This window comes from Enterobacter hormaechei subsp. hoffmannii (genome assembly GCF_001729745.1).
Classification (GTDB): domain Bacteria; phylum Pseudomonadota; class Gammaproteobacteria; order Enterobacterales; family Enterobacteriaceae; genus Enterobacter; species Enterobacter intestinihominis.
Map to the genome: position 1 here is coordinate 3166605 of NZ_CP017186.1, position 23880 is coordinate 3190484.

The following is a 23880-nucleotide window of genomic DNA, read 5'->3' on the forward strand; positions in this document are numbered from 1 at the left end:
CGCCGCAGGCAGGCTCCTAAACTTTGAAGGCTGCCAAACTCTCACCATTGCAGAATAAAAATTGTTATCAATTTATAACAGCCATGTTACCCGTCTCAGAAAGCAATGCCTCCCCCGTCTGCTATGCTTTTTTGTTAAGTCCATCATGATTTTCTCAGAAGTGTGAACTAACGCACTCGACTAACTCTTTTATTTCCAAGGAGTAATTATGAACCAGCTAGACGGCATCAAACAATTTACCACCGTGGTTGCAGACAGCGGCGACATCGAGTCGATTCGTCACTACCAGCCGGAAGACGCGACCACCAATCCCTCTCTGCTACTCAAGGCGGCCGGTCTTGCGCACTTTAGTCATCTGATTGATGACGCCCTTGCCTACGGCAAACAGCGCGGGAAAACGCAGGAGCAGCAGGTCGCCGAGGCCAGTGACAAACTGGCGGTCAATATCGGTGCGGAAATTCTTAAAAGCATACCGGGACGCGTCTCCACCGAAGTGGATGCCCGCCTCTCATTCGACCAGGAAAAGAGCATTAACAAGGCCCGCCGCATAGTGGAACTCTACCAGGAGCAGGGGATCGATAAATCACGCATCCTGATCAAGCTTGCCTCCACCTGGGAAGGCATCCGCGCGGCGGAAGTGCTGGAGAAAGAGGGGATCAACTGTAACCTGACGCTGCTGTTCTCCTTCGCCCAGGCGCGTGCCTGCGCCGAAGCGGGCGTGTTCCTGATTTCACCGTTTGTCGGACGTATCTACGACTGGTATCAGGCGAAACAGCCGATGGATCCGTATGTGGTGGACGAAGATCCCGGCGTGAAATCGGTGCGTAATATCTACGATTATTACAAGCAGCACCGCTACGAGACCATCGTGATGGGGGCCAGCTTCCGCCGCACCGAGCAGATCCTCGCGCTCGCGGGCTGCGACCGGCTGACCATCTCCCCAGACCTGCTGAAGAAGCTTCAGGAGAGTGAAGAGACGGTGATCCGCAAGCTGGTACCGACCTCTACCGTTCTGCCAAAACCGAAACCCATGACCGAAGCGGAATTCCGCTGGGAGCACAATCAGGATCCAATGGCCGTGGAAAAACTGGCAGATGGCATCCGCCAGTTCGCCGTCGACCAGCGCAAACTCGAAGATCTTCTCGCCGCCAAACTTTAACCTTGCCACGGAGTGAACTATGTCCCGTAAAGAGCTCGCCAACGCCATTCGCGCCCTCAGCATGGATGCCGTACAAAAAGCCAATTCCGGCCACCCTGGCGCCCCCATGGGTATGGCTGATATTGCCGAAGTGCTGTGGAACGACTTCCTGAAGCACAACCCGACCGATCCGACCTGGTACGATCGCGACCGTTTTATTCTCTCCAACGGTCACGCCTCGATGCTGCTCTACAGCCTGCTGCACCTCTCCGGCTACGACCTGCCGCTTGAGGAGTTAAAAAACTTCCGCCAGCTGCACTCCAAAACGCCGGGCCACCCGGAGATCGGCTATACGCCGGGTGTTGAAACTACTACCGGCCCGCTGGGCCAGGGGCTGGCGAATGCCGTCGGCCTGGCGATTGCAGAGCGTACGCTGGCCGCGCAGTTCAACCAGCCCGACCACGAGATTGTCGATCACTACACCTATGTCTTTATGGGTGATGGCTGCCTGATGGAGGGGATCTCCCACGAGGTCTGCTCGCTGGCGGGCACCCTGGGGCTGGGCAAGCTGATTGGCTTCTACGATCACAACGGTATCTCCATTGACGGGGAAACCGAGGGCTGGTTTACCGACGACACGGCAAAACGCTTTGAAGCCTATCACTGGCACGTGGTTCACGAGATCGACGGTCACGATCCTGAGGCGGTGAAAAAAGCGATTCAGGAAGCGCAGAGCGTAAAGGACAAACCGTCCCTGATCGTCTGCCGCACCACCATCGGCTTCGGCTCGCCGAACAAAGCGGGTAAAGAAGAGGCGCACGGCGCGGCGCTGGGTGAAGAGGAAGTGGCGCTGACCCGCCAGAAACTGGGCTGGAAACACCCGGCCTTTGAGATCCCAAAAGAGATCTACAGGGCCTGGGATGCTCGCGAAACAGGTGAAAAAGCGCAGCAGGCCTGGAACGAGAAGTTTGCTGCCTACAAAAAAGCGTATCCAGAGCTGGCGGCCGAATTTAACCGCCGCATGAGCGGTGGCCTGCCGGAAGACTGGGAAGAGAAAACTCAGGCGCTGATTGAAAACCTGCAATCTAACCCGGCGAAAATTGCCACCCGTAAGGCGTCACAAAACACCCTGAACGCGATTGGCCCTGTCCTGCCCGAACTGCTGGGCGGCTCGGCGGATCTGGCGCCAAGTAACCTCACCATCTGGTCTGGCTCTAAATCCCTGAAGGAAGACATTGCCGGAAACTATATCCACTACGGCGTGCGCGAGTTCGGGATGACCGCCATTGCCAACGGTATCGCCCACCATGGCGGCTTCGTGCCGTACACCGCCACCTTCCTGATGTTTGTCGAATATGCCCGTAACGCGGCGCGTATGGCGGCCCTGATGAAGGCGCGGCAAATCATGGTGTATACCCACGACTCCATCGGACTGGGTGAAGATGGGCCGACGCACCAGGCGGTAGAGCAGCTGGCGAGCCTGCGCCTGACGCCAAACTTCAGTACCTGGCGTCCGTGCGATCAGGTTGAAGCGGCTGTGGGCTGGAAGCTGGCCGTAGAGCGCCATAACGGACCCACAGCGCTGATCCTGTCGCGCCAGAACCTGGCGCAGATTGAGCGCACGCCGGAGCAGGTGAAAAATATCGCCCGCGGCGGGTACATCCTGAAAGACAGCGGCGGTAAACCGGACGTGATCCTGATTGCCACCGGTTCAGAGGTGGAAATCACGGTAAAAGCGGCCGAGAAACTGACCGCCGAGGGTCACGCGGTGCGCGTGGTTTCCCTGCCTTCAACGGATATCTTTGATGCCCAGGATGAGGCGTACCGCGAATCGGTGCTGCCTTCAAACGTCGCGGCGCGCGTGGCGGTTGAAGCTGGCATTGCCGACTACTGGTACAAATATGTGGGTCTGAAAGGGGCGATTGTCGGCATGAAGGGTTACGGTGAATCCGCCCCGGCCGATAAGCTGTTCCCGTACTTCGGCTTTACCGTTGAGAACGTGGTGGAGAAGGCGCTGAGCGTGCTGTAGTGCAGTCTTCGTGCCCGGTGGCGGCTACGCCTTACCGGGCCTACAAATCGCTAAAACGTTGGCCGGGTAAGCGACAGCGCCCTACCTTGTGATCCACAGCGTGGGCCAGGCATCTGGCCCATTCCAGTTATCGCAGCTTGGCTCTTCCGCGTAGCGCACCAGGCGGAAGCGCTGGCCGTTAAAACGCCAGCGGGTCTGGATCCCACAGTCGCCAATCCCGCGTCCCAGTGCCAGCGTGGTCAGCTCGCGCGTTTTTTCATCGAAGCTGGCATTCATCAGCTCCATGTCGCTACTCTGGCTGGAAGGGGTAAACGGCAGGCGCAATCTCACGCTTCTGGCAGCAAACGGTTTTTTACGCGACACTAGCCATGCCAGATCGACGGTGTTGTACGCCCCCGCCTCACAGCTGATGATCATCAGCGCTTTGTCATCGGTCAACGCGGTCACGCGCACTTCACGCCGGTTCGGATCGAGGGAGCACTGGCTGTGGTTCATGCGCCAGGTACCGTAATCCAGCAGATCGTTAAGTTCGTTATGCGTCAGCGGCGTTGGCGTGGGGTTCACCACTGCCACCTTTTTTAATGCCGGCGCAGGCGGCACGCTCAGCGGTGGACTATCCCCTTTTTTAATCCATGCCGTTTCACTTCCGACGCGTTTTTGCTGGGCATCAATAAACAGCAGCGCCGCTTTCAGACCGGCCAGAGAGATCGTCTGCTTCCCCTCGCGCAGGGTCAGCGCCTGCCCTTCCTGAATGGTTTTCAGAAACGTGGTGATAGTGCCCGTATCGTCTGTTTTAAGATGCCAGGGGGTTAACTGCCAGTGTTGCGACGTGAGCTGAAGCGGCACATTGTCGAGCAGCAGGCGCGGGGCAATGTCAGGCTCTTTCACCGGAGGCGTCGAAAGACCGCCGAGATCGATGCGCAGGCTGGCGTCCGTTTTTGCCCCCGCACTGCGGCTCAGCGTCATGACCAGACCGCGATGCTCGCCGGTGTTGCGCGCTACGCAGAAATTCTGGTTATTGCAGGTCACCTGCCAGTCTGAAAAAGACTGCTGCGCAGGCGCAGCCCACACCAAAGGCGCGGGAAGCACGCAAATGAAGAAGAGAAGAAAAACGCAGTAGCGCATGAACGGCACAGCCCCGGAAACGAATAGGTCAATCTGGGGCGTATCTTCGTGCCCTGGGCGGGCTGGCTCAATCGGATTTATCGGATAGATTTATCTGAAATACAACTTATCACGCTACCGCCGCAGCATTCATCAAACCGCTGGTTTGCAGATACTGCAACAGGATCACCGCTTTACCGTCGCGGATCTCGCCGCTTTTCACCATGTCGACAGCCTGAGCGAAAGGCATTTCCAGCACTTCAATGTCTTCATCGTCCACGCCACCGCCCCGGTGCGTGCGCTGGGCATCGGTGTACTCCGCAATGAAGAAGTGAACCAGCTCGGTAACCCCGCCAGGGGACATAAACAGCTCAAAGACTTTCTGCACCGCCCCCACCTCAAAACCCGTCTCTTCAATGGCTTCTTTGCGGATACACACTTCCGGCTCATCGTCGTCCAGCAGACCTGCACAGGTTTCAATCAGACGTCCGTCCGCGTTGCCATTGACCCATGTCGCGATGCGAAACTGGCGGATCAGCACCACGCTTTGCTTTTCACGGTTATACAGCAGAATGGTTGCACCATTGCCCCGGTCGTAGACTTCGCGTTTATGGCGAATGACGTCCCCGCTCTTACGGGTGAGATCGTAAGTGATGTTACGCAGGACAAAGTAATTTTCAGAAAGGATTTTGTCTTTAATAACGGTAATGTTCAGGGACATACGGGCTCCACGGCAAAATGAGTCTGTTTATACTACGCCGTGATGCCCGCTTTGTCGCCCGTCTGCGTTAATGCATGTTGCGCGGCGGCACGCCAAGCCAGTCCATGATCCCCTGCGCGGCATGGCGCCCTTCCGCCATCGCGGTGACCACCAGATCCGCACCACGTACCGCATCACCGCCAGCAAAAATCTGCGGATTCGAGGTCTGGTAGCGGTAACGGCTCTCCACGGAGGCCCTGATGCGCCCCCAGTCGTCGGTTTCAACGCCCTGCGCCTGAAGCCACGGCATGGCGTGCGGATTAAACCCAAACGCCATGATCACCACATCCGTTGGCATGACAAACTCACTGCCCGCCACCGGGACAGGACGACGCCGCCCCTGCGCATCCGGCTCGCCCAGACGGGTGCGCAGCATCCGGATACCCTTGACCTTCCCGTCGGTATCCAGCGTGAGCTCAACCGGCTGGACATTAAATTCAAACGCCGCGCCCTCTTCTTTCGCGTTTTTAACCTCTTTCTTTGAGCCCGGCATGTTGGCCTCGTCCCGCCGATAGGCGCAGGTTACTTTCGCCGCGCCATGTCGCAGCGCGGTGCGCACGCAGTCCATCGCCGTATCGCCCCCGCCCAGCACCACCACGTTTAACCCCTGCGTGTCGATAAACGGCTCGTCTGCGGCAGGGTCAATGCCCATCACGTTCCGCGTGTTCGCCACTAAAAACGGCAGCGCGTCGTACACGCCCGGCGCGTCTTCATGAGGGATACCTGCTTTCATGGAACGATAGGTCCCTACGCCGATGAACAGGGCATCGTAGTCGTTTTGCAGTTGGGCCATCGACACGTCTTTTCCCACCTCGCAGTTCAGCTCGAAGCGGATGCCCATCGCACTGAATATCTCTCTGCGCCGCGCTAACAGGGATTTATCCAGCTTGAAGGCCGGAATACCAAAGGTCAGCAATCCGCCGATTTCTGGATAGCGATCGTAGACCGTCACACCGATGCCGCTGCGCACCAGTACGTCGGCACAGGCCAGCCCTGCCGGACCGGCACCAATGATGGCGACGCGCTTACCGACCGGTGTAACGTGGCTGACGTCCGGCGTCCAGCCCATCGCCAGCGCCCGATCCGAGATATATCGTTCGATATTACCGATGGTTACCGCCCCTGACGCATCCCGCAGGGTGCAGGCGCCTTCACATAATCGATCCTGTGGACAGACGCGGCCGGTAATTTCCGGTAAACAGTTAGTCTGGTGAGAAAGCTCAGCCGCACCGATGATATCCCCCGCCCTGATCCGCTCAATCCACTGCGGAATATGGTTATGCAGCGGGCAGGTCCACTCGCAAATGCTGTGGTCGCCACATTTCAGGCACCGGGATGCTTCGCGCTGCGCCTGTTCCGGGCGAAACGGCAAGTAGATCTCGTTAAAATGGCCGGCGCGCGCGTCGGGGCTGAGCTTATCCGGCTCACCGCGCGCCGGGGTGTTTTGCATCTGTTGCCGTTTGGTTTGAGGAGGGGCTGATTGAACCGCCTCGCTGTGCCACGGCAGCGCGTCCAGCCTTGCGCTGCGCTGTCGGCGCTGTTTAACCAGCTTATCCAGCACGGCTGGGGTGGCGAGCGTAAGCACCTCCGCCGGGCAGTTTTCAACGCAGGCCGGGCCTTGCGGCCTTTCCAGGCAGAGGTCGCATTTGTGCGCCGAGGCCTTTACGCTGTCGTTTTCAAGCGGGGTGATCAGCATGTCCATCGTGCCAAACGGGCAGGCCACCACGCAGGCTTTACAGCCAATGCATTTTTGTTGATTGACCTGTACGCTGTCGCTGTGTTGCGTGATGGCTCCGTTCGGGCAGCTTTGCGCGCAGGGCGCATTTTCACAGTGGTGGCAGGTCACTGGGCTTTTTCGCAAGCCAGAGGTAAGGACCGTAATGCGGGGATGAAAATGGCGCTCGCTCAGCGCGTGCTGCTCCCCGTTGTGCGCCATCACACAGGCAACTTCGCAGGCGCGACAACCGATACACTGTTGAGCGTTGGCCATAATAAAACGATTCATAACAACACCTGTTTTTGGTTCAATAACCTTATTCTTTATATTGTTATCGTATTTACCCACAGTGGCATGGCGACGCAATGTTCAAATGCCCAGGAAGGCGAACTATTTCCAGTGAACCTGTGGCAGATCAATTTAATTCAGGAAGCTGATGAGTGACCGTTAAACGCCCCGTATCGGGAAGCCTGGCTCGGGCTTTCTTTTCGATGATTGTCTTGTCCGTTCTGATCAGCGCCATTGCGCTGGTTACACTCGCCAGCAGCCAGCGCGACGCCGAGGCGATTAACATCGCCGGATCGCTGCGCATGCAGAGCTACCGCCTGGGCTACGAAATGCAGCGCGCCAGCCCGTCACTGGCAGAGCACCGCGCGGTCTGGCAGAAAACGCTGAGCGCGCCTGCGTTGCAGAAGCTAAACCGCTGGTATGTGCCAGAGGACGTCAAACAGCGTTACCAGCAGTTGCAGCTTGGCTGGCAGGAGATGGACACGCGTATCGCCAGCGGCGATACCGGGTGGTATCAGAGCCACATAGAGGATTTTGTGGGCCGGATAGATGCCTTTGTGCTGGCGCTACAGCACTACACCGAACATAAGATACAGCTGGTGATTTTCATGTCGCTGACGGGCGGCCTGGGCATCCTGCTGCTGGCGGTGATGACCCTGCGGCGCATCCGCCGTCAGGTTGTGCTGCCGCTGAATAATCTGGTGGCAGCGAGCGAGCGTATCGAACAGGGGCAGTTCGATACCCCCGCGCCGGATATTATGCTTCCCAACGAGCTGGGCCAGCTTTCCCGCGCCTTCAACCATATGTCGGCGGAATTACACACCCTGTACCGTTCCCTGGAGCACTCCGTTGCCGAAAAAACCCGCCACCTGAATGAAGCGCATCAGCAGCTTGAAATGCTGTTCAAATGCTCACAGGCGTTGAATACCGGGCAGATAGACAGCCACTGCTTCCGGCATATTTTGCAAATTGTGCATGACTATACGCAGATGAATTACCTGCAATTGCGCACCAGTGACGACTGGCAGCTTTACGAAGGACAGGAGTCCCCGGGCGAGAAAATGCACAATTTACCGGTATTAATGCAGGACACCCTGTACGGCGAACTGCGCTGGCAAAGCGCGACCGGGGATGTTCCGCTGCCGCTCATGGAAAGCGTGGCGACGATGCTGGGCCGGGGGCTCTATTTCAATCAGGCGCAGAAACATTATCAGCAGTTGCTGCTGATGGAAGAGCGCGCCACCATCGCGCGTGAGCTACATGATTCTTTGGCGCAGGTGCTCTCCTATTTGCGTATTCAGCTTACGCTGCTGAAGCATGCCGTGCCGGGCGACAATGCCCCGGCGCAGACCATCATTACGGACTTCTCCCGCGAGCTGAATAACGCCTGGCATCAGCTACGCGAGCTGCTCACCACCTTCCGCCTGACGCTCAACCACGCCAATCTTCCTGCCGCGCTACAGGAGTCTCTCGACGGTTTGCAAAGCCAGACCAGCGCGAAGCTGGTGCTTGACTGCCGTCTCTCATCGCTTGCGCTGGACGCGCAAAAACAGGTGCACCTCTTACAGATTGTGCGTGAGGCAGTGCTGAATGCGATTAAACATGCCGATGCCAGCGAGATTGTGGTCAGCTGCGTCACCACCGCGGACGGTACTCACACGGTCACGATCCGCGACAACGGTATTGGTATCGGCGACGCCAGTGAACCGCCGGGGCATTACGGGCTGAATATCATGCGCGAACGCGCGGGACGGCTCGGCGGAACATTACACTTTTCTCAGCCGCCACAGGGCGGTACACAGGTCAGCGTGACGTTCAGGACACCTGCGGCGCAGGCTGAAAAATAGCGGGAAAGAAGGCGCGCTGAAAAAAGCGCATGATAATTTACATTATCTCCTTTATTTCTCCACGTTTGACCTGGACCTTACCGCTAAAGTTAGGCGGGCAATAAACAATAATGACGTGCAGCAAAACGAGGTCACATTTTAATGGCGAATTTTTTCATCGATCGCCCCATTTTTGCCTGGGTGCTAGCAATCCTGTTGTGTCTGACGGGTGTCCTGGCGATTACTTCCCTTCCTGTTGAGCAATACCCCGACCTCGCCCCCCCTAACGTGCGTATCACGGCGAACTACCCTGGCGCCTCGGCACAGACGCTGGAAAATACCGTCACGCAGGTTATCGAGCAGAACATGACGGGTCTTGATAACCTGATGTACATGTCCTCGCAGAGCAGCGCCACGGGCCAGGCGACGGTAACCCTGAGCTTTACGGCGGGCACGGATCCGGACGAAGCGGTGCAGCAGGTGCAAAACCAGCTGCAATCGGCCCTGCGTAAACTGCCTCAGGCGGTGCAGAACCAGGGGGTGACCGTGCGTAAGACCGGTGACACCAATATTTTGACCATCGCGTTTGTTTCAACCGATGGCTCGATGGATAAGCAGGACATCGCGGACTACGTCGCCAGTAATATTCAGGATCCGCTCAGCCGTATCAACGGCGTGGGTGATATCGACGCCTACGGCTCGCAGTATTCCATGCGTATCTGGCTGGATCCCAACAAGCTGAACAGCGTGCAGATGACCGCCAAAGATGTCACCGACGCCATCGAATCGCAGAACGCTCAGATTGCCGTGGGGCAGCTCGGTGGTACGCCGTCCGTGGATAACCAGGCGCTTAACGCCACCATCAACTCCCAGTCGCTGCTCCAGACGCCTGAACAGTTCCGCAATATCACTCTGCGCGTGAATCAGGACGGTTCGGAAGTGCGTCTGGGGGATGTCGCCACCGTGGAAATGGGGGCGGAAAAATATGACTACCTGAGTCGCTTTAACGGCAATGCTGCGTCCGGCCTGGGGGTGAAACTGGCCTCCGGCGCTAACGAAATGGCGACCGCGCAGCGGGTGTTAGAGCGTCTGGATGAGCTGTCGCATTACTTCCCGCACGGACTGGAGTACAAAGTCGCCTACGAAACCACCTCATTCGTAAAAGCCTCCATCGAAGATGTGGTGAAAACCCTGCTCGAAGCTATCGCGCTGGTGTTCCTCGTGATGTACCTGTTCCTGCAAAACTTCCGCGCCACGCTGATCCCCACCATTGCGGTGCCGGTGGTGTTGCTGGGAACCTTTGCGGTGCTGTATGCCTTCGGTTACAGCATCAACACCCTGACCATGTTCGCCATGGTGCTGGCCATCGGCCTGCTGGTGGATGATGCCATCGTGGTGGTGGAAAACGTCGAGCGCATCATGAGCGAGGAAGGGCTTTCGCCCCGCGAGGCCACGCGTAAATCGATGGGGCAAATTCAGGGTGCGCTGGTCGGTATCGCCATGGTGCTGTCGGCGGTATTTATCCCGATGGCGTTTTTTGGCGGCACTACGGGCGCGATTTATCGCCAGTTCTCGATCACCATCGTCTCTGCGATGGTGCTCTCCGTACTGGTGGCGATGATCCTTACCCCTGCTCTGTGCTCGACGCTGCTCAAACCGCTGCATAAGGGCGAACACCACGGTCAAAAAGGCTTCTTCGGCTGGTTTAACCGCATGTTTAACCGAAATGCGGCGCGCTATGAAGCGGGCGTGGGTAAAGTACTGCACCGCAGCGCGCGCTGGATGGTGGTTTATGTCCTGCTGCTCGGCGGCATGGTCTTCTTATTCCTGCGGCTGCCAACCTCGTTCCTGCCGCTGGAAGATCGCGGCATGTTTATCACCTCCGTACAGTTACCGAGCGGCTCGACCCAGCAGCAGACCCTGAAAGTGGTGCAGAAGGTTGAGAACTACTTCCATACTCAGGAGAAGGATAACGTGGTCTCCGTCTTCTCCACCGTCGGCTCTGGCCCTGGCGGTAACGGGCAGAACGTGGCGCGTATGTTTGTGCGCCTGAAAGACTGGGACCAGCGCGACAGCGATAGCGGCTCCTCCTTTGCCATCATTGAACGTGCAACTAAAGCGTTCAACAAAATCAAGGAAGCGCGCGTTTTCGCCAGCAGCCCGCCCGCTATCAGTGGCCTGGGCAGCTCAGCCGGATTTGATATGGAGCTTCAGGATCACGCGGGTGCCGGGCATGACGCGTTGATGGCAGCTCGCGATAAACTGCTCGAGCTGGCCGGGAAAGATCCGCAGCTTACCCGCGTTCGTCATAACGGTCTGGATGACAGCCCTCAGCTACAGGTGGATATCGACCAGCGTAAAGCGCAGGCGCTGGGCGTCTCCATCGACGACATTAACGACACCCTGCAAACGGCATGGGGCTCAAGCTACGTGAATGACTTTATGGATCGCGGTCGCGTGAAAAAGGTCTACGTTCAGTCTGCTGCCAAATACCGCATGCTGCCGGACGATATCAACCGCTGGTATGTGCGCAATAACACCGGCGGCATGGTGCCGTTCTCGGCGTTTGCGACGTCACGCTGGGAGACCGGTTCGCCGCGTCTGGAGCGTTACAACGGCTATTCGGCGCTGGAGATTGTCGGTGAAGCCGCGCCTGGCGTCAGTACCGGTACTGCAATGGACATTATGGAAAAACTGGTTCAGCAGTTACCGACCGGCTTTGGCCTGGAGTGGACGGCGATGTCCTACCAGGAACGGCTTTCCGGCGCGCAGGCGCCTGCCCTGTATGCCCTTTCGCTGCTGGTGGTGTTCCTCTGCCTGGCGGCGCTGTATGAAAGCTGGTCAGTGCCGTTCTCGGTAATGCTGGTGGTACCTCTCGGGGTCATCGGCGCGCTGCTGGCAACCTGGATGCGTGGCCTGGAAAACGATGTCTATTTCCAGGTCGGACTCCTCACCGTAATCGGATTGTCGGCGAAAAACGCCATTCTGATCGTCGAATTTGCCAATGAGATGAATGCCAAAGGTCACGAACTGATGGCCGCCACGCTGCACGCCTGTCGTCAGCGCCTGCGCCCGATCCTGATGACTTCTCTGGCGTTTGTGTTTGGCGTCCTGCCGATGGCCACCAGCTCCGGCGCAGGCTCCAGCAGCCAGCACGCGGTGGGAACGGGCGTTATGGGGGGAATGATTTCCGCGACGATTCTGGCTATCTATTTCGTACCGCTGTTCTTTGTGCTGATACGCCGTCGTTTCCCGCTGAAGGATAAGCCGGAATAACCCGTTGAAATAAAAAAAAGGCGGCTTTACAGGCCGCCTTTTTATTGTGTGATTCTTTCACACTATGGTTATTTTAGTTAATTAAGTGCTCTTGCATTTCTTACCGGAAATTCATTTACGAAGCATGCCTTCGATAAAATCTTTCCAGTTCCCCAGTTCATGTTCAATCATAACAACCTCTCTTATTATTATGTGCATTCTACGAAAACGTATCATCATTGTGAAGCCACTTTAACCGATTGCTGTGATTGAGCCTCGCTGTGCAGGTAGGTTTAGGATCACTATGAGCGTTGACGGGTAAATTTTATGTGACCTACAGCAATATTTTGAAATAGTCAGAAAAATGACAGCATTTTTAATTTCCCCCTGAGTTTATTGGCAATTTATACAGAGTGGACAACTATGCTTAAAAGATGGAAGACTATTCAGCTTACAGCTGTTCGTTGAATTATGGAGAATTGTAAATCACGAAAAATTCCGAATATGTTATATTCCACTTAAGGATATATCTTCGAAAATATTGAACATTTAACCCACACAAGAACAAAAGGATTCACTATGGTTGTGATGTACGGCATTAAGAATTGCGATACGATTAAAAAAGCCCGCCGCTGGCTGGAAGCACACAACATCGACTATCGCTTCCATGATTACCGTGCCGACGGGCTTGACCCTGCGTTTCTCCATTCCGCCATCAATGAACTGGGCTGGGAAGCGCTGCTGAACACCCGCGGGACCACATGGCGAAAACTGGATGAATCTCTCCGGGCCACGATCAACAACGCCGACAGCGCAGCCAAACTGATGCTTGAAATGCCGGCAATCATCAAACGCCCATTGCTCTGCAAGCCAGGTCAGCCTATGCTGCTGGGTTTCAGTGAAACCCTTTATTCAGATTTATTCGTTGAGGTGTAGTCTATGTCATGCCCGGTCATTGAGCTGACTCAGCAGCTTATTCGCCGTCCTTCCCTTAGCCCGGACGACGCAGGTTGTCAGGCATTAATGATTGAGCGCCTGCGTGCCATCGGTTTTACCGTCGAGCACATGGATTTTGGCGATACGCAGAACTTCTGGGCATGGCGCGGTCAGGGGGAGACGCTGGCGTTTGCCGGACATACCGACGTAGTTCCCGCAGGCGACGCAGACCGCTGGATCAACCCGCCTTTTGAGCCAACCATCCGCGACGGCATGCTTTTCGGACGCGGCGCTGCGGATATGAAAGGTTCCCTGGCTGCGATGGTCGTGGCGGCAGAGCGTTTCGTCGCCCAGCATCCGAACCATAAAAACCGTCTTGCGTTTTTGATTACCTCCGATGAAGAAGCCAGCGCCCACAACGGCACCGTGAAGGTCGTTGAGGCGCTGATGGCGCGCAATGAACGTCTGGACTACTGTCTGGTGGGCGAACCGTCCAGTACCGAAGTGGTGGGCGATGTGGTGAAAAATGGCCGCCGTGGATCCCTGACCTGCAATTTGACCATTCATGGCGTGCAGGGCCACGTTGCCTATCCGCACCTGGCGGATAACCCGGTACACCGCGCCGCGCCGATGCTGAACGAACTGGTGGGCATTGAATGGGATAAAGGCAACGAATTTTTCCCGCCAACCAGCATGCAAATAGCCAACATCAAGGCCGGCACCGGCAGCAACAACGTCATTCCCGGCGATCTCTTCGTCCAGTTTAACTTCCGCTTCAGCACCGAACTGACCGACGAGATGATCAAAGCACGCGTGATTGCGCTGCTCGAAAAATACCAGCTGCGCTATACCCTCGACTGGTGGCTGTCTGGCCAGCCGTTCCTGACGCAGCGCGGTAAACTGGTGGATGCGGTAGTGAACGCCATCGCGCACTATAATGAGATTAAGCCACAGCTGCTGACAACGGGCGGCACGTCTGACGGACGCTTTATCGCCCGCATGGGCGCACAGGTTGTCGAACTGGGTCCGGTTAACGCGACGATTCACAAAATCAATGAATGCGTGAACGCTGCCGATTTACAACTGCTGGCCCGCATGTATCAACGTATTATGGAGCAGCTCGTCGCCTGACGGGTGCTTAAAGAGGATTAGCGAATGGACTGGCTTTCAAAGTACTGGTGGATTCTGGTGTTGGTATTTCTGGTAGGCGTGCTGCTTAACGTGATTAAAGATCTCAAGCGCGTTGACCACAAAAAGTTCCTTGCCAACAAACCGGATCTTCCGCCGCACCGTGATTTTAACGACAAGTGGGACGATGAAGACGACTGGCCGAAGAAGGACCAGAAGAAGTAATCGCTCTGTTTCCCCTCTCCCTAGGGAGAGGGGGAACCTCACATAAACTCGACGATATCATCATCATTCGGCTTACCGCCGCTGAGCGCTTCATCAAAGTAGTGCTTCGGTACGGTATAACGCAGATGACCGAGCGCGAACTGCATGCTGCGATCGTCAATGGCATGCCCCAGATCGTCCACGATATCCAGCGTCACATCCCCGCCTTCACGCATCAGCGCGTCCTGGGCCGCAACCGCATGCGAAAGCTCAATTACCCGGTCTTCACCCCCATGAATGAGATGGATCGTGGTCTGCGTGGTCGCGCTTTGCGGTAACGTCGCAAAACGCCCATTGAAGGCAATCACGCGGGACACCAGTCCGGGCTGCGCTTTTACGCTTTCCAGCGACATGATTGAGCCCTGAGAGAAGCCAATCAGCGCTGTTGCATTGGCACCTACGCCGCTCTGCTGCTGCCAGTAACGCACGGTATTGATAAAGGCTGGCATAACGGCATCAATACGCGTCTGACGATTTTCCTCCGTCACGCCCTCGACGGAAAACCACTGCCGCCCGCCCGGACCGCAGGGCTCCACGCCGCCGATACTGACGATCAGCGCGTGTGGGAAAACGGGTGCAAACCAGCTGCCAATCTGTCCCATATTGACGGCATTGTCGCCCACGCCATGAAACAGAAGCAGTAGCTGTTTAGCAGGTGTATCCGGGCTTTGCACAACAAAATGGTCATGTTTCATGGCGATCTCCTTAATTGTTAAGCAGGATTTTACGCCTCTGCGGGGTAATAACCATGCCACTTTACTGAAGAAGTCATTGAAAAAATTGCCATTGCAAAATGTCGGCTTTCAGCCGCTGGCTACGAGAGTAATCAAGCCTTTCAAGCGCGTGAGCGGTTTCCTCGCGTAGCTTCGCCAGCAACGCTTTGCGCCCGAAATCGTGCGTATTCCCTTCCATTTTCCCACGCAGCGCCGGGAGCGGCATATCCACGGCAAACAACAATCGCGTTAGCGCCGCAACCGAGGTTGAAAACGCCCGGTGCGCAAAGGCAAACCCCGCCAGCTCCAGCCAGTCGTCACTATTAAGGGTAGCTTCCCATGCATCCATCACCGGGATCTTTTCGCCATTCCAGGCCGACAGGACGCGCATATCACGACATAAACGCTGATGCGCCTCTTCGCAGAGCTGATGCCCCGCCTCGCTCAGCGGCAGCAACGCCATCGCCGTATAGCACCCGCTGCTGGCCTCCCGGTGGCTGCCCATTCGCACCAGCACAAACCCGCACTGCCGCCAGAAACGCCACAGCTCGTCGGTATAGCCAAAGCTGACCGAGAGATAATCTTCTCCGCTGGCACTGCGGATCAGCCCCTGGCCGATGCCTTCCCGCTGGCGATGAGGATGAACCGCAATACGGCTGACGCGTCGGCCTTTCAGCGTCGCCGCGAGAGGCGAACCGCCGTGGGCAGCCAGAGACTGCGCCACCAGATTCCCACGCGGCCGACGAAATCCCGCCCACACCGCGCGACTAAGCTCTGGGGATAAGCCGCCCTCCTCCACCAGCCAGAGCGCGCCAGCGATCTCCGCGCCCGCCTGAGCAACAGCAAAGTGCTGGCCGGGGGCGTCCATCATCCGGCGTAAATCGAGGGGGGTCGTCCGGTAGTGCGCGGCACACAGCAGTTCATACACGCCTGCCCCGCGCGCCGGATCGCTCTCCCACACCCCGGGCTCCAGCGACGTTAAACTTACCTCCCCTGCCGGTTTGCGATCGATAAGCGCATCGTCGAACAGCAGCGCGTTCGCCACGATTCGCTCAAGAGGACATCCGGCAGCCCAGCGTACAGGAGTTGATAAGGTATATCGCCGCAGACCGCTGAACCGGGCGCAGAACTTCAGCAGGAATCCCCTGCCCGTGCCTTCATAACCCTGCACCGTAGTGGTCAACAACACGCGGGGAAAACGCATCGTCAGTTTCTCGAGCAGCGGGCCGGGGATGGCGGCCGCCTCATCGACAATCAGCCAGTCAGCTTCTGTTGTGGAGGCCAGCAGCGCATCCGGGGCCATAAAGTGAAAATGTTCCCCGGCGAAACGCGCGATGACATCCGTCGCCCCTTTTGCCGGTGCGGTCACTACAGCACTACCCTGAATGCCGTTGAGCAACATGCCCGCCAGGGCGGACTTTCCTCGTCCGCGCGGGGCCGTCACGGCAGCCACGCCAGCAGGCATGGTCAGAAGCGCATCGAGGATCGCAGCCTGCTCGCGCTGCGGTTCACCGCTGGCGGGCTGCCAGGCGGGTAAATCTGGCGCAACGGGAAGGCACAGAGGACGATGTTGATGCCAGACGATAGCATCTGAATCGGCGGCCAGCGTCCGGCAAAAATGGTAAACAAAGTGCGGGGTGGCGATCGGCTCGGCGCTGTCGCTCCAGCGTAGAGAATCCGCGTCGGGCCTGTTAGCCCAGACGGAGAACGGCGGCACCAGCAGCACCAGAAGGCTTCCGGCGCGCAGGGTCCCGCTGAGGGCGGCGAAGGCCGAGACGTCAAACCCGCGACGCGCGTCAAAAACGGCGTGCAGATATTCACGTCCCAGCAGGCCGCTGATGGTCTTAGAGGGGTTTTCCTCCAGCCACAGCCAGTCTCCTGGTAACGTAACGCGCAGGATGGTCGCCTGGCTCAACGTCCACGCTTCATCGCCGCTAAGCACCACCAGCCGGCGGTGCCCGGTACGCTGAAGCTGGTTAACCAGCTGTTCAACCCCCAACATCACATAGCTTTGCCGAAGGTATTACACTGCGACGGGTTGCCGCTGTCAAAGCCACGCTTAAACCAGTTGTAGCGCTGCTCTGAGGTGCCATGGGTAAAGCTGTCCGGCACAACGCGCCCCTGGCTTTGCTGCTGCAAGCGATCGTCACCAATCGCCTGTGCGGCATTCAGGGCCTCTTCCAGATCGCCTGTTTCCAGCACGCCCTGCTGCTGCATGCTGTGTCCCCAGACGCCAGCGAAGCAGTCGGCCTGAAGCTCCATGCGTACGGAGAGATGATTCACCTCCGCCTGAGACGCATTCTGCTGCATCTGACGCACTTTAGGTTCAATGCCGAGGAGCTTCTGCACATGGTGGCCGACTTCATGCGCGATCACGTAGCCCTGGGCAAAATCGCCGTCGGCGCCCAGCTTGCTTTTCATGTCGTCATAGAAGGAGAGATCGATATAGACGGTGCTGTCCGCCGGGCAGTAGAACGGCCCCATAACGGACTGCCCGGTGCCGCAGCCCGTGCGGGTTGCTCCCCGGTACATCACCAGTTTTGGCGGCTGATAAGTCCGCCCCATTTTCTCGAACTGCTGACCCCAGGTATCTTCGGTCGTCGCGAGAATAACGGAAGTAAATTTCGCCGCTTCATCTTCATTCGGGCTGATGGAGCGCTGAGAATACTGCTGCTGTTGCCCGGTTTCACCGGTCATCAAACCGGTCAGGTCGACACCGTAGTAGCCCGCTACCAGCACGACGACCAGCAGAATAATACCGCCCTTGCCGCTGGGTAACCGGAAACCTGGCCCGCCCATAGACGGCCCACCGCCACCACTGCTGCGTCTGTCTTCTACGTTGTCACTTTCACGACGCCCTTGCCAGCGCATAAACACCTCGAACTATTCCATTTATAATAGCTATGATCGTAGGCGGTTAATGAAAGGATTACCATAGTAAACAAGGATAAGACGCCAAAGGATGCCAACATCCTTTGGCAAATGCGCAGTTTAGTCGAGCTTAACGCCTAAACGGTGAGCAACCGCTTCGTACGCTTCGACCACGCCACCCAGACTCTGGCGGAAACGGTCTTTGTCCATTTTATCCAGCGTCTCTTTGTCCCACAGGCGGCTGCCGTCAGGAGAGAACTCGTCGCCCAGCACCACTTCGCCTTTGTACAGACCGAACTCCAGCTTGAAGTCGACCAGGATCAGGCCCGCGTCATCAAACAGCTTTTTCAGCACGTCGTTGGCTTTGTAGGTCAGTTCCTGCATGCGCGCCAGGTTCTCTTTGCTGACCCAGCCGAAGGTTTCGCAGTAGGATTCGTTGACCATCGGGTCATGCATGGCGTCGTTTTTCAGGAACAGATCGAACAGCGGTGGATTCAGTTCGATACCCTCTTCAATGCCCAGACGCTTCACCAGGGAGCCTGCGGCACGGTTACGGATCACGCACTCAACCGGCACCATATCCAGTTTTTTTACCAGACATTCCGTATCGGACAACAACGCTTCCATCTGAGTCGGGATACCGGCTTCGGCCAGTTTGGTCATAATGAAGTGGTTGAACTTGTTGTTCACCATGCCCTTACGATCGAACTGCTCAATGCGTGCGCCGTCTCCTGCTGACGTATCATTGCGGAATTCGAGCACCAACAGATCCGGGTTTTCCGTGCTGTATACGGTTTTCGCTTTGCCACGATACAACTCAGCTTGCTTCTGCATCTTCATTACTCCTGGTGTGATGATTTGTATTCAAAACTGGCTATATTATGCCACGCACACGTTTGCGTGGCACGAAAATAAAAAGGGCTGGATTAACCAGCCCTCACTATTATTTGCTGAATGCGGCCTGGAAGGCAGCGACCAGCGCATCGTTCTGCGCCTGGGTCAGCGTGTGTCCTTTCGGATCGATAAACTGCAGGCTGCTGCGGTTATCGAGGTCGCCGACCTGGATTTTGTAGTCACCGGAAGGCAGCTGTGGATCGCTTGCCCCCAGCTCCTGCCAGGCACTTTCAGACAGCGGCTTATAGGTCGCTGTGATGCTGCCCGTTGAACGGGTGCTGTCGGTCACCTTCATGCCCACTTTTTCCAGCGTGGCTGGCAGACGCTGCCAGGTCTGGTTAAACGGCGCACGCACCACCAGCATTGGCAGGCCGGTATCGTCTGCACCGCTCTGCACGTCAAACGTTGAGCCGTTACGGTTCTGCGCGGCGTTTGCGGCATCAGCAGCGTTCTTATCCAGACCCGCTGCAATCACGTTCAGCATTTCGGTACTGTAGCGCTGCATGGCGGACGGATCGGCAACCGGTTTACCTGCCTGCTCAAGATTCAACAGCTTAACGGTAACCGCCTGCTGATAACCCTGCGGCTTAACGGAGACTTGATAACGACCACGATACTGCTGGTCTTCATCGAGACGGTTCCACTCAATCCAGTCGGTGGTTAAGGTCTGGCTGGCGTCGTCGCGTTTATCAATCGTATAGTTTTTCGACTGAATGACGCTCACAACCTGCGGCCACAGCGTGGTACCGCGTGCGCTTTCCACCAGCAGAGAAGCTGTATCACCGGTGAACTGCGTGCGCGCGCCACTCACCAGCGCCAGAGGCTGAGCTGGCGGACGAATATCGAGCGCTTTACCCACCAGGCCGCTACCGTTGGTAACCGGAATATTATAATCACCGTTCTGGATCGGCAGGATCATGCCGGCAGGCGCGTGAAGTTCAGCAAGCGGCGGCGCATCCAGATAGGATTCATCACCGCTCACCTGGCGCTTGTAGCGCGAGTCTGAACTACAGGCAGCGAGGAGCATAACAAGCGAAACACCCGCAACCTTGGCCAGGCGCGACTTCTGTACTGAATAAGCCATCAAATCTCCCTAAACTTTACAGCAAACCGGCATGCTTCAGCGCGCCAGCGACAATTTCACGACCATGGTCGGTAATCGGTGTCATTGGCAGACGCAGCGTGTCGGTTGCTACAAGCCCCAACTCCTTACATGCCCATTTCACTGGGATCGGATTGGGTTCGACAAATAATTTATTATGCAACGGCATCAGACGCTGATTAATCACGCGAGCTTCATCAAAGTGACCGGCTGCGGCCAGTTTGCACATGTCAGCCATATCACGCGCCGCCACGTTCGCCGTCACGGAAATAACGCCGTTACCACCGAGCTGCATAAAGTCCAGTGCGGTCGCATCATCACCGCTCAACAGGATAAAGTCGTCTGAAACCAGCTCTTTGATCTGATGAACGCGGCTTAAGTTCCCTGTCGCCTCTTTAATCCCGATAATATTTTTTACTTTCGAGAGACGGCCAACGGTTTCCGGCAGCATATCGCAACCGGTACGGGACGGCACATTATACAGAATTTGTGGCAAGTCAGTATGTTCAGCGATGGCTTTGAAATGCTGGAACAAACCTTCCTGAGTTGGGCGGTTGTAGTAAGGGGTCACCGTCAGACAGCCAACAATGCCGCTGTCGTTAAAACGCTGAGTCAGGCTAATGGCCTCTGCCGTTGCGTTTGCGCCCGTACCCGCGATGACCGGAATACGCCCGTCCGCCAGTTCCAGGGTCAGCATCACAACATCGCCGTGCTCTTCGTGGCTCAGCGTGGCGGATTCACCGGTAGTCCCTACCGAAACGATCGCCGAGGTTCCATTGGCGACATGGTAATCAATGAGCTTCTTCATGCTTGACCGGCAGACATTACCTTTTTCATCCATCGGTGTAACAAGCGCGACAATACTTCCCGTGAACATGAGCCATCCTCTGTGCGAACAAGAGCCTCAATGTTACGTTTGGAACTGTAATAAAAGCAAGCGACCTGAGGCTCTCAGGCGGTTGTATGCATGTTTTTTTTATGCTTTCCTTAGGAAGACTTAACCACGCAAAGGAAGAACAGGTTTGACAACCTCATCACAACATTACCTGGTTATCACTGCGCTGGGTGCTGACAGGCCGGGTATCGTGAATACCATCACTCGCCACGTGAGCAGCTGCGGCTGCAATATCGAAGACAGCCGGCTGGCTATGCTTGGCGAAGAGTTCACGTTCATCATGCTGCTTTCCGGAACATGGAATGCCATTACCCTCATCGAATCTACCCTGCCGCTGAAAGGCGCAGAGCTGGATTTACTGATTGTGATGAAGCGCACCACCGCGCGCCCGCGTCCGGCTCTGCCTGCCACAGTCTGGGTACAGGTTGAAGTGCCTGATTCACCTCATCTGATTGAACGTTTTACGGCACTGTTTGACAGCCATCAGATGAACATTGCCGAACTGGTTTCCCGCACGCAGCCTGGCGATGAAAACGCCATCCCGACGCTGTTTATTCAAATTACCGCCCACAGCCCTGCCTCGCAGGATGCGTCAAATATCGAGCAAGCGTTCAAAGCCCTCTGTACAGAATTACACGCGCAAGGCAGTATAAGCGTCGTCGATTATTCGCAGCACGAACAGGATGGAGTTGAGTAATGAACCCACTGAAAGCCGGTGATATCGCACCGAAATTTAGCTTACCGGATCAAGACGGCGAGCAAGTAAATTTGACCGACTTCCAGGGACAGCGTGTTCTGGTCTATTTCTACCCGAAAGCCATGACCCCGGGCTGTACCGTACAGGCCTGCGGTTTACGCGACAACATGGATGAGTTGAAAAAGGTCGGTGTGGAAGTGCTGGGCATCAGCACCGATAAACCAGAGAAGCTGTCACGTTTTGCGGAAAAAGAGCTGCTGAACTTCACGCTGCTTTCCGATGAAGACCACCAGGTTTGCGAGCAGTTTGGCGTCTGGGGTGAGAAGTCCTTTATGGGCAAAACGTACGACGGTATTCACCGCATCAGCTTCCTGATTGACGCTGACGGTAAAGTTGAGCACGTGTTTGATGATTTCAAAACCAGCAACCACCACGACGTGGTGTTGAACTGGCTGAAACAAAGCGCCTGATAAACAGCAAAACGGCAACCCAGGTTGCCGTTTTTGGTGTTTGCCCCCTCTCCCCGTGGGCTGAGGGTTCCCCACAAATTAATGCGAGCACTGAGCAATCCCCTCGCCCCTCCGGGGAGAGGGTTAGGGTGAGGGGAACATACGGCGGTGGTGGTCATTCCGTTCACTTTATGTTCCTTGCTACTCTGTAACGACATGACCGGTGAACGTGCCAGGGTGGCTCAGTCGCCACCACCCTGGCGACCCGGGCTCCCGGCGGTAAATCGCCGCTTCGCGGTGCCCTCGGCTTATTCCTTCCGGCTTATCGGGTACGGGCGGAGGCAACGTCCCTGTAAAGCCGCCCTCTCGGCGCATCCCTGCGCCTCGCCCCGGCCGGAAGGCAAACGCCTCAGCGATTTACAGCCGGACCAGAGCATCGCTGACAGCCCTCAGTCATTTAGAAAGCAACTTTATTGCTTCTGCATAAAATTACTGGGGATCCCTCAGCCCCGTGGGAGAGGGTTGGGGTGAGGGCATCAGCCCGTACTAAATCTACTTCTCTTCCACCGCCGGCACATCCGGCCACGCGTGGACCACGGCTTTAATCAGCGTCGCCAGCGGAATGGCGAAGAACACGCCCCAGAATCCCCACAGCCCGCCGAAAATCACCACTGACAGGATAATCACCAACGGATGCAGGTTAACTGCTTCTGAGAACAGCACCGGTACCAGCAGGTTCCCGTCCAGTCCCTGAATAATCAGGTATACGGCGAAACAGCTCCAGAACTCCGTACCCAGACCAAACTGGAACAGCGCCACACCGACTACCGGAATGGTCACCACAAACGCGCCGATATACGGGATCAGAACCGAGAATCCGACCAACACCGCCAGCAGCAGCGAGTAGTTCAGCCCGAAAATCACGAAGCCAATCCAGGTCGCCACGCCCACCACAATCATCTCCAGCACTTTACCGCGAATGTAGTTGGTGATCTGCTGGTTCATCTCCTGCCAGACCTGACCGGCGAGACCGCGATTGCGCGGCAGCACGCGGCGCACCGCGTTCAGCATCTGCTCTTTATCTTTGACCAGGAAAAACACCATTAACGGCACGAGAACAAGGTAAACCGCCAGCGTCAGCAACCCCACCAGCGAGGCCAGAGAGTATTTCACCACCGAGTCACCCATGGTCATGATGCGGGCGCGCATGTTTTCGGCCATCGCATCGATGATCCCGGCGTCCATCAGCGCAGGATAGCGGCGCGGCAGCGTGGCGGCAAAATCAGACAGTTTATTCAGCATGCCGGGCATGTCGCGGATCAGGTAGATCCCCTGTTGCCAGGCGATGGGCATCACCACGAAGGACATCAGCAGCAGAATGCCGACAAACAGCACCAGGACAATGCTGGTCGCCCAGCGTCGGGAACAGCCGATATGTTCCAGACGCGCGGTGGGCCACTCCAGCAGATACGCCAGCACAATCGCCACCAGAAGCGGTGCCAACAGGCCACTAAAGAAGAACAGGATACCGAATCCGGCAACCAGAATGACCAGCAAAGCAATGGCTTCCGGATCGCTAAACCGACGCCGATACCACTGCATTAACATTTCGAGCATACAACCCTTCCCTGAATCGAATGGCGGGAGTGAGACGGTGAATTGTATCTAACTGTCACAAAAAAGACTTTCCTTTTTGTTTCACTGTCAGGTTTCGCAAAACCCTGATGAATGGGATTTTCTTCATCTCTTAACACGGCTACACTCGCAGAGCAGCGGAGATGAACGTTATGCGGGTTCATCGGTCAAATTAGCAC

20 protein-coding genes are annotated in these 23880 nt (G+C 56.6%); 9 read left to right on the forward strand and 11 right to left on the reverse strand.

Annotated elements, in window-relative coordinates:
- Positions 1 to 208 precede the first annotated feature (208 nt).
- Complete coding sequence (tal, locus tag BFV65_RS14825; protein ID WP_069596800.1) at positions 209 to 1159, forward strand: transaldolase; 951 nt, start codon at positions 209 to 211, stop codon at positions 1157 to 1159.
- 19 nt (positions 1160 to 1178) lie between these two features.
- Positions 1179 to 3167 carry a transketolase gene (gene tkt, locus BFV65_RS14830; RefSeq protein WP_022648960.1) on the forward strand — a complete coding sequence of 663 codons (1989 nt, stop codon included), beginning with the start codon at positions 1179 to 1181 and terminating at the stop codon, positions 3165 to 3167.
- Between the two features lie 81 nt (positions 3168 to 3248).
- Here tkt and BFV65_RS14835 read toward each other — a convergent pair whose 3' ends face one another.
- The 3 genes from BFV65_RS14835 to aegA form a co-directional block, all read right to left on the reverse strand.
- Entirely contained in the window at positions 3249 to 4292 is a 1044-nt protein-coding gene (locus BFV65_RS14835) for a DUF1176 domain-containing protein (protein ID WP_022648961.1), read from the reverse strand.
- A gap of 109 nt (positions 4293 to 4401) precedes the next feature.
- Positions 4402 to 4992, reverse strand: coding sequence for a GDP-mannose pyrophosphatase NudK (gene nudK, locus BFV65_RS14840; protein ID WP_048965538.1), 591 nt, complete (start codon positions 4990 to 4992; stop codon positions 4402 to 4404).
- Positions 4993 to 5059: 67 nt separating this feature from the next.
- Complete coding sequence (gene aegA / locus BFV65_RS14845; RefSeq protein WP_071892858.1) at positions 5060 to 7036, reverse strand: formate-dependent uric acid utilization protein AegA; 1977 nt, start codon at positions 7034 to 7036, stop codon at positions 5060 to 5062.
- A 152-nt stretch (positions 7037 to 7188) separates the two neighbouring features.
- Here aegA and narQ point away from each other — a divergent pair, with 152 nt between their 5' ends.
- Together narQ and acrD are read left to right on the forward strand one after the other, a co-directional pair.
- Positions 7189 to 8883 carry a nitrate/nitrite two-component system sensor histidine kinase NarQ gene (narQ, locus tag BFV65_RS14855; protein ID WP_032623807.1) on the forward strand — a complete coding sequence of 565 codons (1695 nt, stop codon included), beginning with the start codon at positions 7189 to 7191 and terminating at the stop codon, positions 8881 to 8883.
- Positions 8884 to 9024: 141 nt separating this feature from the next.
- Positions 9025 to 12138: a multidrug efflux RND transporter permease AcrD gene (gene acrD, locus BFV65_RS14860; RefSeq protein WP_069596802.1), complete on the forward strand. Its 3114-nt coding sequence runs from the start codon at positions 9025 to 9027 to the stop codon at positions 12136 to 12138.
- A 111-nt stretch (positions 12139 to 12249) separates the two neighbouring features.
- Here the strand turns inward: acrD and ypfM are convergent, their stop codons facing one another.
- On the reverse strand, positions 12250 to 12309 hold the full coding sequence (gene ypfM / locus BFV65_RS23200; protein ID WP_100181659.1) for a protein YpfM: 60 nt from the start codon (positions 12307 to 12309) through the stop codon (positions 12250 to 12252).
- A gap of 387 nt (positions 12310 to 12696) precedes the next feature.
- On the opposite strand from ypfM, the gene BFV65_RS14865 reads away from it, so the two are divergent.
- Genes BFV65_RS14865 through BFV65_RS14875 form a run of 3 tightly spaced genes read left to right on the forward strand, consistent with a single transcriptional unit; the run spans position 12697 to position 14406 of the window.
- Positions 12697 to 13053 carry an ArsC family reductase gene (locus BFV65_RS14865; protein ID WP_045309148.1) on the forward strand — a complete coding sequence of 119 codons (357 nt, stop codon included), beginning with the start codon at positions 12697 to 12699 and terminating at the stop codon, positions 13051 to 13053.
- A gap of 3 nt (positions 13054 to 13056) precedes the next feature.
- Positions 13057 to 14184, forward strand: coding sequence for a succinyl-diaminopimelate desuccinylase (gene dapE / locus BFV65_RS14870; protein WP_017383496.1), 1128 nt, complete (start codon positions 13057 to 13059; stop codon positions 14182 to 14184).
- Positions 14185 to 14208: 24 nt separating this feature from the next.
- A complete protein-coding gene (locus BFV65_RS14875) occupies positions 14209 to 14406 on the forward strand; it encodes a YpfN family protein (RefSeq protein ID WP_000383991.1) in 198 nt (65 codons plus the stop codon).
- A 38-nt stretch (positions 14407 to 14444) separates the two neighbouring features.
- On the opposite strand, the gene ypfH is transcribed toward BFV65_RS14875, so the two are convergent.
- The 6 genes from ypfH to dapA form a co-directional block, all read right to left on the reverse strand.
- The gene (gene ypfH, locus BFV65_RS14880; protein ID WP_069596803.1) at positions 14445 to 15140 is read right to left on the reverse strand and encodes an esterase; all 696 of its coding nucleotides are present in this window, start codon (positions 15138 to 15140) and stop codon (positions 14445 to 14447) included.
- A 73-nt stretch (positions 15141 to 15213) separates the two neighbouring features.
- Positions 15214 to 17160, reverse strand: a complete 1947-nt coding sequence (locus BFV65_RS14885) for a tRNA(Met) cytidine acetyltransferase TmcA (protein ID WP_069596804.1) — start codon at positions 17158 to 17160, stop codon at positions 15214 to 15216.
- Positions 17160 to 18029, reverse strand: coding sequence for a KPN_02809 family neutral zinc metallopeptidase (gene ypfJ / locus BFV65_RS14890; RefSeq protein ID WP_069596805.1), 870 nt, complete (start codon positions 18027 to 18029; stop codon positions 17160 to 17162). The genes BFV65_RS14885 and ypfJ overlap by 1 nt, the downstream gene beginning before the upstream one ends.
- 120 nt (positions 18030 to 18149) lie before the next feature.
- The gene (gene purC / locus BFV65_RS14895) at positions 18150 to 18863 is read right to left on the reverse strand and encodes a phosphoribosylaminoimidazolesuccinocarboxamide synthase (RefSeq protein WP_001171626.1); all 714 of its coding nucleotides are present in this window, start codon (positions 18861 to 18863) and stop codon (positions 18150 to 18152) included.
- Between the two features lie 109 nt (positions 18864 to 18972).
- Positions 18973 to 20007, reverse strand: coding sequence for an outer membrane protein assembly factor BamC (gene bamC, locus BFV65_RS14900; RefSeq protein ID WP_022648971.1), 1035 nt, complete (start codon positions 20005 to 20007; stop codon positions 18973 to 18975).
- Between the two features lie 16 nt (positions 20008 to 20023).
- Positions 20024 to 20902 (reverse strand): 4-hydroxy-tetrahydrodipicolinate synthase, encoded by an 879-nt coding sequence (gene dapA / locus BFV65_RS14905; protein WP_003860542.1) that lies wholly within the window; start codon positions 20900 to 20902, stop codon positions 20024 to 20026.
- 145 nt (positions 20903 to 21047) lie between these two features.
- Here dapA and BFV65_RS14910 point away from each other — a divergent pair, with 145 nt between their 5' ends.
- The gene (locus BFV65_RS14910) at positions 21048 to 21617 is read left to right on the forward strand and encodes a glycine cleavage system transcriptional repressor (protein ID WP_000213743.1); all 570 of its coding nucleotides are present in this window, start codon (positions 21048 to 21050) and stop codon (positions 21615 to 21617) included.
- A complete protein-coding gene (gene bcp / locus BFV65_RS14915) occupies positions 21617 to 22087 on the forward strand; it encodes a thioredoxin-dependent thiol peroxidase (RefSeq protein ID WP_022648972.1) in 471 nt (156 codons plus the stop codon). The genes BFV65_RS14910 and bcp overlap by 1 nt, the downstream gene beginning before the upstream one ends.
- 531 nt (positions 22088 to 22618) lie before the next feature.
- On the opposite strand, the gene BFV65_RS14920 is transcribed toward bcp, so the two are convergent.
- Positions 22619 to 23683 carry an AI-2E family transporter gene (locus BFV65_RS14920; protein ID WP_003860546.1) on the reverse strand — a complete coding sequence of 355 codons (1065 nt, stop codon included), beginning with the start codon at positions 23681 to 23683 and terminating at the stop codon, positions 22619 to 22621.
- Positions 23684 to 23880 lie beyond the last annotated feature (197 nt).

Bases quoted from the DNA above. Each gene is read 5' to 3' on its own strand.
- tal (WP_069596800.1), top strand. From the start codon at position 209: ATGAACCAGCTAGACGGCATCAAACAATTTACCACCGTGGTTGCAGAC.
- tkt (WP_022648960.1), top strand. From the start codon at position 1,179: ATGTCCCGTAAAGAGCTCGCCAACGCCATTCGCGCCCTCAGCATGGAT.
- BFV65_RS14835 (WP_022648961.1), bottom strand. From the start codon at position 4,292: ATGCGCTACTGCGTTTTTCTTCTCTTCTTCATTTGCGTGCTTCCCGCG.
- nudK (WP_048965538.1), bottom strand. From the start codon at position 4,992: ATGTCCCTGAACATTACCGTTATTAAAGACAAAATCCTTTCTGAAAAT.
- aegA (WP_071892858.1), bottom strand. From the start codon at position 7,036: ATGAATCGTTTTATTATGGCCAACGCTCAACAGTGTATCGGTTGTCGC.
- acrD (WP_069596802.1), top strand. From the start codon at position 9,025: ATGGCGAATTTTTTCATCGATCGCCCCATTTTTGCCTGGGTGCTAGCA.
- BFV65_RS14865 (WP_045309148.1), top strand. From the start codon at position 12,697: ATGGTTGTGATGTACGGCATTAAGAATTGCGATACGATTAAAAAAGCC.
- dapE (WP_017383496.1), top strand. From the start codon at position 13,057: ATGTCATGCCCGGTCATTGAGCTGACTCAGCAGCTTATTCGCCGTCCT.
- BFV65_RS14875 (WP_000383991.1), top strand. From the start codon at position 14,209: ATGGACTGGCTTTCAAAGTACTGGTGGATTCTGGTGTTGGTATTTCTG.
- ypfH (WP_069596803.1), bottom strand. From the start codon at position 15,140: ATGAAACATGACCATTTTGTTGTGCAAAGCCCGGATACACCTGCTAAA.
- BFV65_RS14885 (WP_069596804.1), bottom strand. From the start codon at position 17,160: ATGTTGGGGGTTGAACAGCTGGTTAACCAGCTTCAGCGTACCGGGCAC.
- ypfJ (WP_069596805.1), bottom strand. From the start codon at position 18,029: ATGCGCTGGCAAGGGCGTCGTGAAAGTGACAACGTAGAAGACAGACGC.
- purC (WP_001171626.1), bottom strand. From the start codon at position 18,863: ATGCAGAAGCAAGCTGAGTTGTATCGTGGCAAAGCGAAAACCGTATAC.
- bamC (WP_022648971.1), bottom strand. From the start codon at position 20,007: ATGGCTTATTCAGTACAGAAGTCGCGCCTGGCCAAGGTTGCGGGTGTT.
- dapA (WP_003860542.1), bottom strand. From the start codon at position 20,902: ATGTTCACGGGAAGTATTGTCGCGCTTGTTACACCGATGGATGAAAAA.
- bcp (WP_022648972.1), top strand. From the start codon at position 21,617: ATGAACCCACTGAAAGCCGGTGATATCGCACCGAAATTTAGCTTACCG.
- BFV65_RS14920 (WP_003860546.1), bottom strand. From the start codon at position 23,683: ATGCTCGAAATGTTAATGCAGTGGTATCGGCGTCGGTTTAGCGATCCG.